The organism is Nocardia sp. NPDC056541, from assembly GCF_042794235.1.
Taxonomy (GTDB): domain Bacteria; phylum Actinomycetota; class Actinomycetes; order Mycobacteriales; family Mycobacteriaceae; genus Nocardia.
Window position 1 is genome coordinate 162,749 of the sequence record NZ_JBHTUD010000008.1, and the last position, 14,100, is coordinate 176,848.

15 protein-coding genes and 1 tRNA gene are annotated in these 14,100 nt (G+C 66.3%); 10 read left to right on the forward strand and 6 right to left on the reverse strand.

Features of this window, described 5'->3' with window-relative positions; genetic code table 11:
- The first annotated feature begins 142 nt into the window (after positions 1 to 142).
- From ACFQ9R_RS16155 to ACFQ9R_RS16180, 6 genes are all read left to right on the forward strand, one after another.
- Complete coding sequence (locus tag ACFQ9R_RS16155; RefSeq protein ID WP_378991407.1) at positions 143 to 559, forward strand: fluoride efflux transporter FluC; 417 nt, start codon at positions 143 to 145, stop codon at positions 557 to 559.
- Between the two features lie 64 nt (positions 560 to 623).
- On the forward strand, positions 624 to 986 hold the full coding sequence (gene crcB, locus ACFQ9R_RS16160) for a fluoride efflux transporter CrcB (protein WP_378991409.1): 363 nt from the start codon (positions 624 to 626) through the stop codon (positions 984 to 986).
- A 47-nt stretch (positions 987 to 1,033) separates the two neighbouring features.
- Positions 1,034 to 2,671: a phosphoglucomutase (alpha-D-glucose-1,6-bisphosphate-dependent) gene (pgm, locus tag ACFQ9R_RS16165; protein ID WP_378991411.1), complete on the forward strand. Its 1,638-nt coding sequence runs from the start codon at positions 1,034 to 1,036 to the stop codon at positions 2,669 to 2,671.
- Entirely contained in the window at positions 2,668 to 3,999 is a 1,332-nt protein-coding gene (locus tag ACFQ9R_RS16170; protein WP_378991412.1) for an MFS transporter, read from the forward strand. The genes pgm and ACFQ9R_RS16170 overlap by 4 nt, the downstream gene beginning before the upstream one ends.
- Before the next feature lie 65 nt (positions 4,000 to 4,064).
- Positions 4,065 to 4,805, forward strand: a complete 741-nt coding sequence (locus ACFQ9R_RS16175) for a DsbA family protein (protein WP_378991413.1) — start codon at positions 4,065 to 4,067, stop codon at positions 4,803 to 4,805.
- 181 nt (positions 4,806 to 4,986) lie between these two features.
- A tRNA-Ala gene (locus tag ACFQ9R_RS16180) sits at positions 4,987 to 5,059 on the forward strand.
- A 226-nt stretch (positions 5,060 to 5,285) separates the two neighbouring features.
- Here ACFQ9R_RS16180 and ACFQ9R_RS16185 read toward each other — a convergent pair.
- The 3 genes from ACFQ9R_RS16185 to ACFQ9R_RS16195 all read right to left on the reverse strand — a co-directional run bounded on the left by ACFQ9R_RS16185 (position 5,286) and on the right by ACFQ9R_RS16195 (position 6,628).
- Positions 5,286 to 5,708 (reverse strand): type II toxin-antitoxin system VapC family toxin, encoded by a 423-nt coding sequence (locus tag ACFQ9R_RS16185; protein WP_378991414.1) that lies wholly within the window; start codon positions 5,706 to 5,708, stop codon positions 5,286 to 5,288.
- Positions 5,705 to 5,944, reverse strand: coding sequence for a type II toxin-antitoxin system Phd/YefM family antitoxin (locus ACFQ9R_RS16190; RefSeq protein WP_378991415.1), 240 nt, complete (start codon positions 5,942 to 5,944; stop codon positions 5,705 to 5,707). The genes ACFQ9R_RS16185 and ACFQ9R_RS16190 overlap by 4 nt, the downstream gene beginning before the upstream one ends.
- Before the next feature lie 210 nt (positions 5,945 to 6,154).
- Complete coding sequence (locus ACFQ9R_RS16195; protein WP_378991417.1) at positions 6,155 to 6,628, reverse strand: Zn-ribbon domain-containing OB-fold protein; 474 nt, start codon at positions 6,626 to 6,628, stop codon at positions 6,155 to 6,157.
- 174 nt (positions 6,629 to 6,802) lie between these two features.
- Between ACFQ9R_RS16195 and ACFQ9R_RS16200 the strand changes: the two genes are divergently transcribed.
- Positions 6,803 to 9,118: an ATP-binding protein gene (locus ACFQ9R_RS16200; RefSeq protein ID WP_378991419.1), complete on the forward strand. Its 2,316-nt coding sequence runs from the start codon at positions 6,803 to 6,805 to the stop codon at positions 9,116 to 9,118.
- A 212-nt stretch (positions 9,119 to 9,330) separates the two neighbouring features.
- Positions 9,331 to 10,347: a fatty acid desaturase family protein gene (locus tag ACFQ9R_RS16205; protein ID WP_378991421.1), complete on the forward strand. Its 1,017-nt coding sequence runs from the start codon at positions 9,331 to 9,333 to the stop codon at positions 10,345 to 10,347.
- A gap of 3 nt (positions 10,348 to 10,350) precedes the next feature.
- Here ACFQ9R_RS16205 and ACFQ9R_RS16210 read toward each other — a convergent pair whose 3' ends face one another.
- Positions 10,351 to 10,869, reverse strand: coding sequence for a winged helix-turn-helix transcriptional regulator (locus ACFQ9R_RS16210; protein WP_378633032.1), 519 nt, complete (start codon positions 10,867 to 10,869; stop codon positions 10,351 to 10,353).
- A 60-nt stretch (positions 10,870 to 10,929) separates the two neighbouring features.
- On the opposite strand from ACFQ9R_RS16210, the gene ACFQ9R_RS16215 reads away from it, so the two are divergent.
- Both ACFQ9R_RS16215 and ACFQ9R_RS16220 read left to right on the forward strand, forming a co-directional pair.
- A complete protein-coding gene (locus tag ACFQ9R_RS16215; protein ID WP_378991422.1) occupies positions 10,930 to 11,574 on the forward strand; it encodes a dihydrofolate reductase family protein in 645 nt (214 codons plus the stop codon).
- A gap of 37 nt (positions 11,575 to 11,611) precedes the next feature.
- Positions 11,612 to 12,301 carry a class I SAM-dependent methyltransferase gene (locus ACFQ9R_RS16220; protein ID WP_378991423.1) on the forward strand — a complete coding sequence of 230 codons (690 nt, stop codon included), beginning with the start codon at positions 11,612 to 11,614 and terminating at the stop codon, positions 12,299 to 12,301.
- A gap of 61 nt (positions 12,302 to 12,362) precedes the next feature.
- Here ACFQ9R_RS16220 and ACFQ9R_RS16225 read toward each other — a convergent pair whose 3' ends face one another.
- Positions 12,363 to 12,530 carry a DUF4352 domain-containing protein gene (locus ACFQ9R_RS16225; protein ID WP_378991424.1) on the reverse strand — a complete coding sequence of 56 codons (168 nt, stop codon included), beginning with the start codon at positions 12,528 to 12,530 and terminating at the stop codon, positions 12,363 to 12,365.
- A gap of 9 nt (positions 12,531 to 12,539) precedes the next feature.
- On the reverse strand, positions 12,540 to 14,030 hold the full coding sequence (locus ACFQ9R_RS16230; RefSeq protein WP_378991426.1) for a DUF4246 domain-containing protein: 1,491 nt from the start codon (positions 14,028 to 14,030) through the stop codon (positions 12,540 to 12,542).
- Positions 14,031 to 14,100: the final 70 nt, after the last annotated feature.

Sequence of the window (14,100 nt, forward strand, 5' to 3'; positions counted from 1 at the left end):
CGACAATCGGTTCGGGCCATCGTCGTTCGCCGGTACGGGCTGCTGAAAGTTTGCCACGAGCGCACCGCTCGCCCGGATGTCGGTGGGTCTCGATACCATGAGCGACGACCACCACACGGATCGGCCGACGGGAGGGCAACGCATGGCATCGCGGCCCCCGGCGCTCGATCCGGCCGTCCTCGCGGCGATCTCGGTGGGTGGCGGGCTCGGTGCCACCGCCCGTTTCGGCGTCGCGTACTGGTGGCCGGTACTCCCGGGCCGGTTCCCGTGGTCGACGTTCACGGTGAATGTGCTCGGCTGCTTCGCGATCGGGGTGCTGATGGTCGTGGTCACCGAACTGTGGGAAGCACCGAAACTCGTGCGGCCGTTCCTGGGAATCGGTGTGCTGGGGGGCTTCACGACTTTCTCCACCTATAGCCTCGAGATTCGTAGACTCATCGGCACCGGTGCGACGGGCACGGCGGTCGCCTATCTCGGCCTGTCGGTGCTCGCGGCGCTCGGTGCCGTGGCAGTCGCCATGAGCGCGACCCGCTGGGTCGCGCGGCGGGGGTTCACATGAATTCGACGACGGAAGGGGGCCATCCGATGGTCGAGATGTGGGCTCCCACAGGGGGAGGCGCGGCATGACGGTGGCGCTGGTGATGGTCGGTGGCATGCTCGGGGCACCCGCCCGGTACCTGATCGACCGGCAGATGTCGGCGTGGTTTCCGACTGGGCTGCCCTGGGGGACGCTAACCGTTAACATTGTCGGTTCGGCGTTGCTCGGGGGTCTGATCGGCGCGAGTGTGGGCAGTGCGCTGCTGGCATTCGCGGCAACCGGCTTCTGTGGTGCGCTGACCACGTTCAGCACGTTCGGCTACGAGACGGTCCGTCTGGTAACCGAGGGCGCTTACGTGTACGCCGTGGGCAATGTCGCGATCAGCGTCGCGGCGAGCCTGGCCGCGGTGTATGCCGCCGCGTCCCTGACCCAGTGGTTGTGCGCATGATTCTCATGACCAGCCGCGCGCAGCCGACACGGAAGGGAACACCCACCATGGCCCACGATCGCGCCGGACGGCCCGCCCGCCCGACCGACCTGGTGGATATCGCTCACCTGGTCACCGCGTACTACAGCCTCGTCCCCGATCCGGACGAGCCGAGCCAGCAGGTGGTGTTCGGCACCTCGGGTCACCGGGGGTCCAGCGAGGACGGCGCGTTCAACGAGGCCCACATCATGGGGATGACGCAGGCGATCGTCGAATACCGCGCCACCCGTGACATCACCGGCCCGGTCTACCTTGCGCGCGACACCCATGCCCTGTCCGAACCCGCCTGGACCACCGCGCTCGAGGTCCTGGCGGGCAACGACGTCACGGCGGTGATCGACGCCCGCGGCCGCTACACACCCACGCCCGCGCTGAGCCACGCTGTCCTGAACCACAATCGTGGCGGTACCAAGCACCAAGCCGACGGCATCGTGGTCACCCCCTCGCACAATCCACCGCGCGACGGCGGCTTCAAATACAACCCACCGCACGGCGGCCCCGCCGACACCAAAGCCACCGACGCCATCGCCGCCCGCGCCAACGAACTGCTGCGCGGCGGTCTGGCCGGGGTCAAACGAGTCTCGCTCGATCAGGCGATGAACACCCACGTCCAGCGCTACGACTACCTCGACCAGTACGTCGGCGACCTGCCGAACGCGTTGAACCTGGACGCGATTCGGGGCGCGGGCATCCGGATGGGCGCCGACCCGATGGGCGGCGCGAGCGTGGACTACTGGGAGGAGATCGGCCAGCGTTTCGACCTCGAGCTCGAAGTGGTCAACCCGTTCGTCGACCCCACCTGGCGTTTCATGACCCTCGACAGCGACGGCCAGATCCGGATGGACCCGTCCTCACGCCATGCCATGGCGGCCCTGGTCGGCATCAAGGACGACTACGACATCTCCACCGGCAACGATGCCGACGCCGACCGGCACGGCATCGTCACCCCTGACGGTGGCCTGATGAACCCCAACCATTTCCTGGCCGTCGCGATCGAATACCTGGTCGCGAACCGGATGTGGTGGGACGCGCTCACCAAGATCGGCAAGACCGTCGTCACCTCGTCCATGGTCGACCGTGTGGTCGGCGTGCTCGGGCGGGACGTGTACGAGGTCCCGGTCGGGTTCAAGTGGTTCGTGCCCGGATTGTTCAGTGGCAGTTTGGCATTCGGTGGTGAGGAGAGCGCGGGCGCGTCGTTCCTGCGGATGGACGGCACCGTCTGGACCACCGACAAGGACGGCATCCTGTTGGCCCTGCTCGCCGCCGAGATCGCCGCCGTCACCGGCCAGACTCCCTCTGCCAGGTACGGCGAACTGGAACGCCAATACGGCAGCCCCGCCTACGCGCGGATCGATGCCGCCGCCACCAGCGCGCAGAAGACCAAGCTCGCGCGCCTGACTCCCGAGGCCGTCTCCGGCACCGAGATCGCGGGCGAGGAGATCACCGGCATCCTCACCACCGCGCGCGGCAACGGAGCGCCGCTGGGCGGACTGAAGGTGACCACGGAGAACGCCTGGTTCGCCGCACGTCCCTCGGGCACCGAGGACAAATACAAGATCTACGCCGAATCCTTCCTCGGCCCCGAGCATCTCACCCAGGTACAGGCCGCGGCCGAGGAGATGGTGAACCAGGCGCTGACCGAGTGAGCGTTCCGGCCAAAGTCCGGCTACCCGCCGAGATCTGGGTACTGATCGCGGCAGCCTTCGTGATCGCGCTCGGGTTCGGTCTCGTCGCGCCCGTGCTGCCCCAGTACGCCCGCGAATTCGGGGTGGGTATCGCGGCGGCGTCGGCGATCGTGAGCGCGTTCGCGTTGATGCGGTTGCTCTTCGCGCCCGCCAGCGGTCGGCTCGTGCAGAAGCTGGGCGAGCGACGGGTGTATCTGGCGGGCATCGTGATCGTGGCGCTGTCGACCGGGGCATGTGCGCTCGCGCAGACGTATTGGCAACTGCTGGTGCTGCGTTCGCTGGGTGGCATCGGGTCCACGATGTTCACGGTGTCGTCGATGGCGCTGATCATCCGGGTGTCACCGCCGGCCGCACGCGGCCGGGTTTCGGGGGTCTACTCGACCAGTTTTCTGATCGGGTCGTTGCTCGGGCCGCTGGTCGGCAGCAGTCTGGCCGGATTCGGGCTGCGCGCGCCGTTCGTCATCTACATGGCCGCGCTGCTCGTGGTGTGTGTGATCGTGTTCGCCGGGCTGCGCGAATCGCCGGTGCTCGCGCCCGAAAACGGCGCGAAGCCGGTCGAATTCACTTTCCGTCAAGGGTGGGCCGAGCCTGCTTATCGGGCGGTGCTGCTGTCGAGTTTCGCCGGTGGTATCGCGGTGTTCGGTGTGCGGATGGCATTCGTTCCGTTGCTCGTCGTGGAAACGCTGCATCAGGAAGTCGGCATGGCGGGTGTCGCGCTGACGGTGTTCGCCGCGGGCAACGCGGCCGTGTTGTTCGCGTCGGGCAGGCTCTCCGACCGGCTCGGCCGGAAACCGTTCCTGATCGCCGGGTCCGTCATCTGCGCGCTCGGCACCGGTGCGCTCGGTTTCGCGCCGACACTGCCGTGGTTCTTCGCCGCGTCGTTCATCGCGGGTCTGGGCTCGGGGATGTTCAGCCCGGTGCAGCAGGCCGCGCTGGCCGATGTGATCGGGTCGCGGGCCCGCGGCGGTCCGGTGCTGGCCGCGTTCCAGATGTCGGCCGATCTGGGCACCGTGCTCGGTCCGATCGTGATCGGCTGGTTGGCCGAACGCACGTCGTTCGGGGTGGGTATGGCCGTGACCGGTGCGGTGCTGGCGGTGTCGGCGGCCGTGTGGGTATTCACTCCCGAGCCCGCACAGATCACGCACCCCGAAGATCCGGAGCACCCCGACCACGCGGGCGACCGCATCGACCCGCAATGCGCCTGCGACGGCAGCCCCGACGGTAAGCCGGTGGTGCGTGACGGCATGGTTCCCGCCGGTCGACCCAGCGATTACCACAAGCCGCAGTAGCAGGTCAGCGCCATTTCGGTGTGCCCGCGCGGCGCGCCGCCGGCGACTCGAGGCAGAGTGGACGGGTGAGCACAGCCGGTTCTTCGCACAATCCGCGCCCCGTTTCCAGCAACACCACCTACGCGCTGGCCGCGGTGGCGGTCGTCGTCATCGGGTTGATCGTGTTCGCTGCCTACAAGTGGAGCGCGGAACCGCCGCCCGCCGTCCGCAACGAGGGCTACGGCCCCGTCCGCGAGGCCGCCGTGCAGGTCACCACCAGCCCCGAGGGCGTCATCCGACTCGGCCGCCCCGACGCCACCGAGACGATCGACATCTTCGAAGACCCCATCTGCCCCGCCTGCGGCGCGATGGAAACCGCCTACGGCCAGGAACTGGCCCAGAAGATCGACGAAGGAAAGCTCGCGGTGAACTACCACCTCGTCACCTTCCTCGACCCCCAGTCCAAGAGCAAGGACTACTCCACCCGCGCCACGGCCGCGAATCTCTGTGTCGCCCAAACGGGTTCAGGGCCCATCTACAGCAAGTTCCACGAAACCCTGTTCACGAACAAGCAGCCCTCCGAAGGCGGCTCCGACCTGAGCAACCCCGCCCTGGCCACCATCGCCACCGAATCCGGCGCTCCCGAATCCGTCGCCGCCTGCATCAACAACGGCACCCAGTCCGACGCAGCCAAGACCGCCGCCGCGAAGAACCTCGCCGACCTCGACGCCCGCACCGGCAACAAGGCCGCCACCCCCGCGATCTACGACGGCACCACCAAGATCGACTGGCAGGACGAGAACTGGGTAGTGAACCTGGCCCCCTGAGCCCCCGCGTGAGGTTCGGCACATTCTACCCCTGACCAGCCGATCCTTCCCGCCCCACCGGCCACTGCACCCCCGCCCGTAACCCCACATTTTCGCCGTCTACCAGCCGATTTGTTCTCTCTCAGACGCATGGTGTAACTTCATTCAGGCAGCAGCGAGAGCCGCTGAAACAACTGAACACGGGGCTATGGCGCAGCTGGTAGCGCACCACACTGGCAGTGTGGGGGTCAGGGGTTCGAGTCCCCTTAGCTCCACCCACAACAAAAAGGTCCGGCTTTCGAGCCGGACCTTTTGTTCGTTTCGTGGCCTGCAACCGGCGGGTGTGCATCGGGGAGCTGGATGGCGCCTGTGTGCCTGAAGCTGGGAAGGTGGCGTAGCGATCGGTTCACCTGACTCGCAGCGCACAGTGATCCAGTTCGGTTGCAGCGCAATCTTGATCCCGACTCTGATCGCGGAGCGCAGCGGTGGGGGACTGGATCGTCAGGCGGGATTCCAAGGGTTGATGACAGGTACGCCCATCGGCTCGAAGTCTTTGATGTTGCGAGTCACTACGGTCATACCGTGCTCGTCCGCCGTGGCCGCGATCATCGCATCGCGCTCGGGCCGTGGGTCCGGGACGTGTAACCGTGCTGCGCGGCGACCGACGGCGAGGTCGAGGGGCAGGATTCGGTTCGCGAACACGTCCAGCACATCATCTTCGAGCCAGGTGCGCAGCCGACTGCCCTGGGCCGAGTCGCGCCGCTCGATCCGGCAGATACCGACTTCGACCTCCATGATCGTGATGACGCTCAGAAACAAGTCGGATGGCCGTCGTTGTGCCACCCATGAGCGCACGGCTGGGTTTGCTGACTGTGCCGACTTGCGCAACTCGCTGATGACGTTGGTGTCGAGGAGGAAAGTCACAGGTCGGCGACTCTCAGATTCACCTGCAGCGGCGCTGGTTCGAACTCGATCTCGTCGTCCATGCTCAGCCGGGAAACGAGATCCTGGCTGTCGGCCCTCAGCCGCCGATACTCGTCGATGGACAAGAGCACGAAAGCGTCCTCACCCCGATCTGTGATGACGACAGGCCCTTCGGCCGCAGCCCGTTTCGCAGCGCTGACATCCTGGTTGAACTCCCGAGCGCTCATCGAGGACATCGCAACCCCTCCTGATGTAGGTATGTACCTACGATACGCCGACACTGGCTCGATCTTCAATCCAGCACCGTCGCCAAGTCGCCTCCAGTAATGATTCGGCACCGCGCCATCGGTCGACGTGCGCCCGGAGGTCGGGGAGGAATCGCCAGATCTGTGCGAACTCTCGTTGGGCCGCGGCGATGCCGTGCACCGGTGGGGACAGCGGCTGGGTCAGACACTGATACGGCAGGCGGCCCGGCGCTGATCGTCCGACATCGGCCGACCGGCGCTCACGGCGAAGACCGGGAACCTGTCGTCCCAGGAACACGACTGGAATTGCACACGCACCGGGCAGTTCTGCAGCGGCGGGAGCCCGCCTTCGATGGATGTGTAGACCCACGGCCCCTCGTCGAGCTCGACGATGGCGATCGTCAACGGTCGTATGCCGCGCATTCCGGTCGCGGCGCGATCCACGACCCGACAGGACACGATCGAACCGGCGCCCGCCGACGGCAGCCACTCGAGGCTGCCGGAGATGCAGGACGAGCAGCCGAGGGTCACCGCCGCGAACAGCGTGGAGCAGCAGGTGCACCGGCGAATCATCAACACGTCTTCCACGTGCTGCATGTCGTTGTCGCCGGCCGTATCGCTGTCGACTGGATCGGGTGGGTGCATCGGACCTCCGGGAATGGTGCTGACCGTCACTTCAGCGTCCTCCGAGCACGGCGTCACGGGGACGGTCGATATACCCGTTTTTCGGAAATCGGGCTACTTCTGCAGCCGGCGTCCGGGAGGTTGCGGTGGTGTGGCGGTGCCGTGGTCTACACGGCGTAACCTGGCGTTCTGGACCATTCCGCCATCGAATGCGAGGCATGTCGGATGCCGCCAACCAGTCAGGGCGCGCTGGGAAATCTCCCCGCGGAATTGACTCAATTCGTCGGCCGAGGACGCGAGATCGTCGAGGTCAGACAGTTGCTGTCCGAGGCGCGGCTGGTGACGTTGACCGGTATCGGCGGGGTAGGCAAGACCCGGTTGGCGATCCGGGCGGCCGAGGAGGTGCGCCGAGCGTTCGACGACGGGGTCTGGCTGGTCGAGTTCGAAAAGGTTCGCGAGCCTGACCTGGTGGCCGAGGCCGCAGTGTCCGCACTCAAACTGGTGGGCCGGACGGCCCAGACGCCGCAGGAGTTGCTCCTCGATTTCGTCGCCACGCGCCATCTGCTCCTGGTGCTCGACAACTGCGAGCACCTGGTGGACACGATCGCCTCGCTGGCCGAATCGCTGCTGCGTGCCGCGCCACGATTGCACATCCTCGCGACCAGCCGGGAGCCGGTCGGCATCGGTGGGGAGGTGGTGGTCCCGGTGCCGCCGCTGTCGGTTCCCGGGGCGGAGGGGTCGCCGAGCTTACGCGCGATGTTGCGGTGTGACGCGATCGCGCTGTTCGTCGACCGCGCGCGCTCGGCCGTCCCCGGCTTCGAGCTGACCGAAGACAGCAAGATCACCGTCGCCCGCATATGCCGACGACTCGAGGGCCTGCCGCTGCCCATCGAGTTGACCGCGGCCCGGCTGCGGTCGATGTCACCGGAGCAGATCCTGCAACGGCTCACCGACCGATATCGACTGCTCACCGGTGGCGGTCGCGCGACGCCGACCCGTCAACAGACGCTGCGCCAGTGCGTCGATTGGAGCTACGACCTGCTGAGCGACCGTGAGCGAGAGCTGTGGGCGCGGGTGACGGTGTTCGCGGGCGGCTTCGAATTGGATGCCGCAGAGGCGATCTGCGGTGCCGGACTCGATCCCGGCGAGGTACTCGACCTGGTGGGCTCGCTGGTGGACAAGTCGGTCCTGATCCGTGCGACCCGCGGTGACGGCGGCGTCCGGTACCGGATGCTCGAAACGCTGCGCGAGTACGGCCGGGAACGGTTGCGCGGTAGCGGTGACGAGAAGGAATTGCAGCGCCGCCACCGGGACTGGTTCGAACGCCTGGCGTTGCGGGCGTACACCGAATGGGCGGGGCCGAAGCAGCTGGAATGGATCGATCGGCTGCACCGGGAACAGCCGAATCTGCGTGAGGCGATGGAGTTCTGCCTGGCCGAGCCCGACGAGGCGGAATCGGCCGAACGGATCGCGGTTGCCCTCTACGAGTTCTGGGTCGCGCGGCAGCGGGTCAGCGAGGCCCGATATTGGCTCGGTCGCGTGTTGGAGAGAACGGGCGGGGCCACGTTGGCGCACATCGCGGCACTGTGCGCGGACACAGTGCTGGCCGCGATGCAGACAGACATCCAGTCCGGGTCCGAGCGAATCGAACGGGCGCGTTCGTTGGCCGAGGGCAGCGATGACGAGTTGTTGTGCGCGTATGTCGACGGCGCACATGGCTTGCTGTCGTTGTTCTCCGGCGATCTCACCGGTGCGAGGACACGGCTCGCGCGGGCAGTGCCGGTGTTCGAGGCGTCCGGTGATGTCTTGCATCAGGTGTCGAGCTTGCTCGGCCTCGGCGTCGCGTGCGGTCTGCTGCAGGAAACGGACCTCGCCATGGCTTGCAACGAGCAGGCGCTGGCGCTCGCCACAGCGCACGGCGAGTCGGTCTACCGGTCCTACGCGGTCGCACAGCTCGCCTTTGCCACGGTCGAGCGCGGTGACCTCGAGCGCGGATCGGTGCTGGTCAAGGAGAGTCTGCGGGTTTCCTGGATGATCGAGGATTGGCCGGGTGTCGCGAGCTGTCTGGCGACCCTGGCCTTTGTCGCGGCTGCACAGCGCCGGGCGCAGCGGGCTGCTGTGCTCGTCGGGGCGGCCATGGCGGTCGGCGAATCCGTGGGCAGCCAGGCGGTCAGTATTCTCGAGATGTTCGGCCACCACACCCAGGCGCAGCAGGACGCCACTCGCGCGCTCGGCCCGCGCGCCTTCGAGGCGGCGATGCGCCAGGGCCACGATCTCGATATCGACGCGGTGCTCGCCTACGCCCTCGAGGAGGATTCGTCCGCGGCGGCGGAGGTTCCTGCCGCGGTGGACGTACTCACCCGCCGCGAGAAGCAGATAGCCGAACTCATCGCGCAGGGCCTGACCAACCGGGCCATCGCGGAGAAGCTCGTTATCTCGCAGCGCACTGCGGCGGGGCATGTCGAGCACATCCTGAGCAAACTGCACTGCGCGACTCGCGCGCAGGTCGCGGCGTGGGTGGTCGCTCACCATCGAGAGTAGGCATCACTGGCGATCCGGTCGGATCGAGTGACCATTGCGGCAACGCGGATCTCGGGTGCGATGGCGCGAGGACCGGCGACATGGTCTGCCGGGTGATGGTGTCGTTGTTCGCCGGGTAGCAGGACGACCGGATTCGGGTGGCGGCACGGCCAGTCGTCGCCGATCTGCAACCCGTTCACCCGGACGTGGCCTGCATGCGCCATGCTTGTGGCGTGGTTATCGCGTCTGATGTCGTTCCCGTGCGTGGCAGTGAGTACTCGGTCCTGTTGCGTCGCGTCCGGGCGGCGGACCTGCTCGACCGGCAAGTGGGGTATTACGGGTGGAAGAGCGCGCTGACCGCAGTCGCCTTCGTGGCTGGTTGGGTGGCATTTTTCGCCATCGGTGACTCGTGGTGGACCCTGGCGGTGGGGGTGTTCCTGGCCGCGGTGTTCTCGCAGATCGCGTTCCTCGGCCACGATGCCGGGCACAAGCAGATCTTCGCCGGGCGTCGGGCCAACTACCTGTACGGGCTGATCGCGGGCAATCTCGCCATCGGGCTGAGCATCGGGTGGTGGACCAGCAACCACAACCGGCATCACGCCCACCCCAATACCGAGGGCATGGACCCGGACGCGATGGGTGTGCTCGCGTTCTCCGGTGATCGTGCGCGGGCCGGAACAGGTTGGCGGCGGTTCATTTTCCGCTACCAGGCGTGGCTGTTCTTCCCGCTGCTGCTCCTGGAAGGCGGCAGCCTGCATTGGAAGAGCATCGTCGCGGTGTTCCGCTGGCCGATCCCGAACCGTATATGGGAGGGCGCGCTACTGGCTGCGCATTTCATCGGCTTGCTCTCGGCCGCGTTCCTGGTGCTGTCGCCGGGTAAGGCGTTGGTGTTCATCGCCGTTCAGCAGGGTCTGTTCGGTCTGTACATGGGTTCCACCTTCGCGCCCAACCACAAGGGCATGGAAGTTCTGCCGGACGGCGACAACACCGACTTCCTGCGTCGCCAGGTGCTCACCTCGCGCAATGTGCGCGGCAGCTTCCTCGTCGACACCGCGATGGGTGGGCTGAACTACCAGATCGAGCACCACCTGTTCCCGTCGATGCCGCGCGCCAACCTGCGCCGTGCCCAGCCGATGGTCGCCCAGTTCTGCGCCGAGATCGATGTTCCCTACTGCGAGACCGGCCTGTTCGAGTCGTACCGCCAGGCGATGACCCACCTGAACGAAGTCGGTCGCCAAGCGGCCCGCTGACGCTTACTCGCCGGCCGCCGCGAGGTAGGCGGCGGTGAGTTCTGCGAGCACCCCGTCGTCGGGAAGCGGCGCGCCACGCAGATGGGTGGCGCGCAGTTCATCCATGAAGCGCTCCCACATCGGGGGCCCGCCCGCGGCGAGTAACTCCGCGCGCACCGTCAGCTCCGGCGCCGTGTGCAACCATCGCGCGCCCCACGCGCCCAGTGCGGCCAGCACCGGAACGAGCTGAATCGCGGCCTCGGTGAGGTGGTATTCGACCTTCTGCCGGTGACTGGGGTCGTCGTCGCGCGTGAGCAGACCCGCGGCGACGAGTTTGGCGAGCCGTGCGGCCAGGATGTTCGAGGCGATGCCCTCGATGGACCCGGTGAGTAGTTCCCGGAAGTGCGTGTGCCCGCCGAACATGATGTCGCGCAGGATGATCAGGCTCCAGCGGTCGCCGAGGAGCTCGACCGTGAGGTTGATCGGGCAGCCCGACTTGCCCGGCGGCACCGGCAACTTCTCCTGGGCAACTGGTTGCGACATAGGATCAGTCTAGGATACGTTCGTCACTGCTTGCACATTGCAATCAGAAAGGGCACCTCGATGGCTCAGATGGTCCGCGTTCAGAACTTCAGCATTTCCAGCGACGGGTACGGCGCGGGGGAGGGGCAGAGTCTGGAACGCCCCTTCGGTCACGCCGAACCCTCTGACCTCATGTTTTGGGCCGGCGCCACCGCGCACTGGCCCAATCGCACCGAACCCGGTGGTACCTACGGCCTCGACGACTACATCACCCGCGACTACGCCTTCAACATCGGCGCGGAAATCATGGGCCGCAACAAGTTCGGCCCACAGCGTGGACCGTGGGAGAACTACGACTGGCAGGGCTGGTGGGGCGACAACCCGCCGTTCCGCACTCCGGTTTTCGTCCTCACCCACCACGAGCGCCCGTCGTTCACCCTGGCCGACACCACTTTCCACTTCATCGATGCCGCCCCGAAGGACGCGCTCGCGCAGGCTCTGGATGCCGCCGACGGCAAGGATGTACGCATCGGCGGCGGCGTCGCCACGGTCCGCGAATTCCTCGCCGCCGACCTCATCGACGCCATGCACATCGTCGTCGCACCGGTGGAAATCGGTGCGGGCGAACGACTGTGGGACAGTCCCGACGAATACGACGACCGCTTCCACCACGAGCAGGTCCCCAGCCCCAGCGGAGTCGTCCACCACTTCTTCTGGCGTCGCTGAAGTATCGCGTGACCTGCGCGGCAGCGATAATTGTGTGGTGCCAACAGATCCCGTCCTGCTCGACGACCTGACGCTGGAACAGTCCTCGGTAGTCGCGAACAACGCGATGAACCGCGGCCGAGGACTGTCCGGGGTGAACAGCTACGCCCGCGAACTCGGATTCGACCCCTACGAGGTACTCGCCGAGCGCTTGCGCGCCGACCCCACCGCCCGGGTCACGTGGATCGATGTCTGCTGCGGCTCCGGTCGGGCCCTGCTCGAAGCGGAGGAACGATTCGACCGCGAATTCCCGACCGCCGACGTCACCATCATCGGCCTCGACCTCGTCGACTTCTTCCTGAACAAACCCCGCACCCCACGCCTGCGCCTGCTCACCACCTCGGCGACAACCTGGACCCCGCCTCGCGAAGCCGACCTCGTGACCTGCGTGCACGGCCTGCACTACATCGGCGACAAACTGGCTCTCATCGAGACGATGGCGAGCTGGCTCACCCCCGATGGTCTCTTCGCCGCCGACTTCGATCCAGCTGAGATCCGCCGCGCCAACGGTTCACCGATAACCGAGGCGGTCGTCGAAACCCTCAGAGCGGCGGGCCTGACATACAACCGTCGCCAGATCCACGGCCACGGTCGGCCTCGATTCACCGCCACCTACCTCGGCGCCGACCCGAAGGCAGGCCCCGGCTACACCGGCCAACCCTCGGTGGTCTCGTACTACGACTGGTGAATCACGGTCGAAATCCGGTGTCGCTCATCTCCAGCGCTGACAGAGACGCGGTCGAGCAGATTCAGCGAAGCGCGACCTCGGCGCAACCCGAGAATGCGGAGTCGCGCAGTTCGAGCGTGGTCGGCACGGTTCCGGCGGGTACGTCGAAGACCACGACCACCTGTATCGAGTTTCCCGGGTTGATATCCGACATCACGGCGGTGCCGTCGGTGACGTGGATTCCCGCCATGCGTCGAGATCAGTGTTCGCAGAGGGAGAATTCGCGCTCGTAGAGCTCGTTGTTGTGTTCGTCGACGAAGAACTTGCGCTCTCGCATCAGTTCCGTGCGGAAGGCGTCGGCCTGGGCCGCGGTCATCGTCGAGGTCGGGGACCAGGGTTGTTGGGGTGGGACGTCGGAGGTCGAGACGATGGTTATCGACGGGTCGACCAGGAAGAAGGCCAGGATCTTGCGGTGGCCGTTTCGGGTCGGGTCATGGAGCCGGAACGGTGCGACGCGATGCTGGAGGATGTTCGGGAACGTCACGCAGCGACCGGCTTCGGCTTTGACCGATCCCAGGTCTTGGTTGAGCGCGTCCTCGTCGGCGAGACCGAAGACCTCGCGCATCCCGGTTTCGTCGTTCTGGTCGTATTCTGGGTCGTCGATCGCCGCGCGGAAACCGAGCCGGCTGTCGGTGATGTTCTCGTTGTCCCAGTAGTAGATTCCGGTGGCGACGATGCTTTCGTTGAGCATTGCTTCGACGTGCCACGAACCGCCCGGATATTCCGGCTTCTCGGGGGTGAGGTAGATGTTGGCGAGTTTCACGATGACCTGCAACCTGCGCCCGGTGAGGTCGACGCGGTCGCTGTCGTCGACGGGTGTGGGCGGCTGAAAAGTGGGGGCGTCGGGGATGGCCGGTCGGCGGTTTTCCCACCATTCGTCCCAGGCGGCGTCGAAGGCTTCCTGGGCTTCGTCGCTCTCATCGGCCGGCTCGGTGGGTTCGGAGTCTTCGTACCAGGTGAAGGGGTTGACGTCGATCCGCACCGGTCGTGGTCGGCGCAGGTCGGTCAGCACATTGGCCAGCAGCGGGAGCATGCGGGCGAACAGTTCCGGCAAGACGGATTCGAGTGCGTGATGGCGAGCCGGGTCGACGTTGTTGACGTAGGAACGGAAGGCGACGTCGCCGGAATCGGTGACATCGACATCGGTGGGCAGCCATTGGAATTTCGGCGAGTACGCGTACTCGGCATCCTTGTTCGCCGGGCTGGGCCATGGTGCGTCGTCGGATCGGCTGACGCCGCGAACCAGGCAGTACAGCGAGGGATGGACGAGATCGCGCACCTGTCCGTTCGAGCCGGGATGCCAATCTTGTTCTGCCGCTGGAACATCCTCGAACACCCGAGCCGCCGCGCGCAGACGATCCCGTAGTGCGTCGTCGATCAGGGTGTCCGATTGCCACACCCCGTCGACAGCGGACACCTCGATTCCGGTCTCCTCGTCGCGTATTCCGGCGTAATGCGCGAGTTCATCGAGCACATAGCGGATTTGAGCTTCCGTCATCCCGGTCTCGGCGGCCTCCCGGGTCCATCGGGCGACGATGCCGGCGTCCTGCAGCTTCTGATGCCACTGCGATTTCTCCCGAACAGCGGCGCTCAATCGCATCATCTCCAGCTCGCGCACCGTCCTGACCGGTGCGACAGCCACCAGATGAGCGGCACGAAAGGGCAACGGAAACGGGGCGAGCTGAGTCAATTCTCTATTCTCTCAACAGTTCTGGCGAGCCGCACGGTGCGAATACCGGAGACGACACTATTTGACCGCC

Excerpts from the sequence above, each read along its gene's own strand:
- ACFQ9R_RS16155 (WP_378991407.1), top strand. The coding sequence starts at position 143 with ATGGCATCGCGGCCCCCGGCGCTCGATCCGGCCGTCCTCGCGGCGATC.
- crcB (WP_378991409.1), top strand. The coding sequence starts at position 624 with ATGACGGTGGCGCTGGTGATGGTCGGTGGCATGCTCGGGGCACCCGCC.
- pgm (WP_378991411.1), top strand. The coding sequence starts at position 1,034 with ATGGCCCACGATCGCGCCGGACGGCCCGCCCGCCCGACCGACCTGGTG.
- ACFQ9R_RS16190 (WP_378991415.1), bottom strand. The coding sequence starts at position 5,944 with ATGTCCTCGATGAGCGCTCGGGAGTTCAACCAGGATGTCAGCGCTGCG.
- ACFQ9R_RS16200 (WP_378991419.1), top strand. The coding sequence starts at position 6,803 with ATGCCGCCAACCAGTCAGGGCGCGCTGGGAAATCTCCCCGCGGAATTG.
- ACFQ9R_RS16210 (WP_378633032.1), bottom strand. The coding sequence starts at position 10,869 with ATGTCGCAACCAGTTGCCCAGGAGAAGTTGCCGGTGCCGCCGGGCAAG.
- ACFQ9R_RS16215 (WP_378991422.1), top strand. The coding sequence starts at position 10,930 with ATGGCTCAGATGGTCCGCGTTCAGAACTTCAGCATTTCCAGCGACGGG.
- ACFQ9R_RS16225 (WP_378991424.1), bottom strand. The coding sequence starts at position 12,530 with ATGGCGGGAATCCACGTCACCGACGGCACCGCCGTGATGTCGGATATC.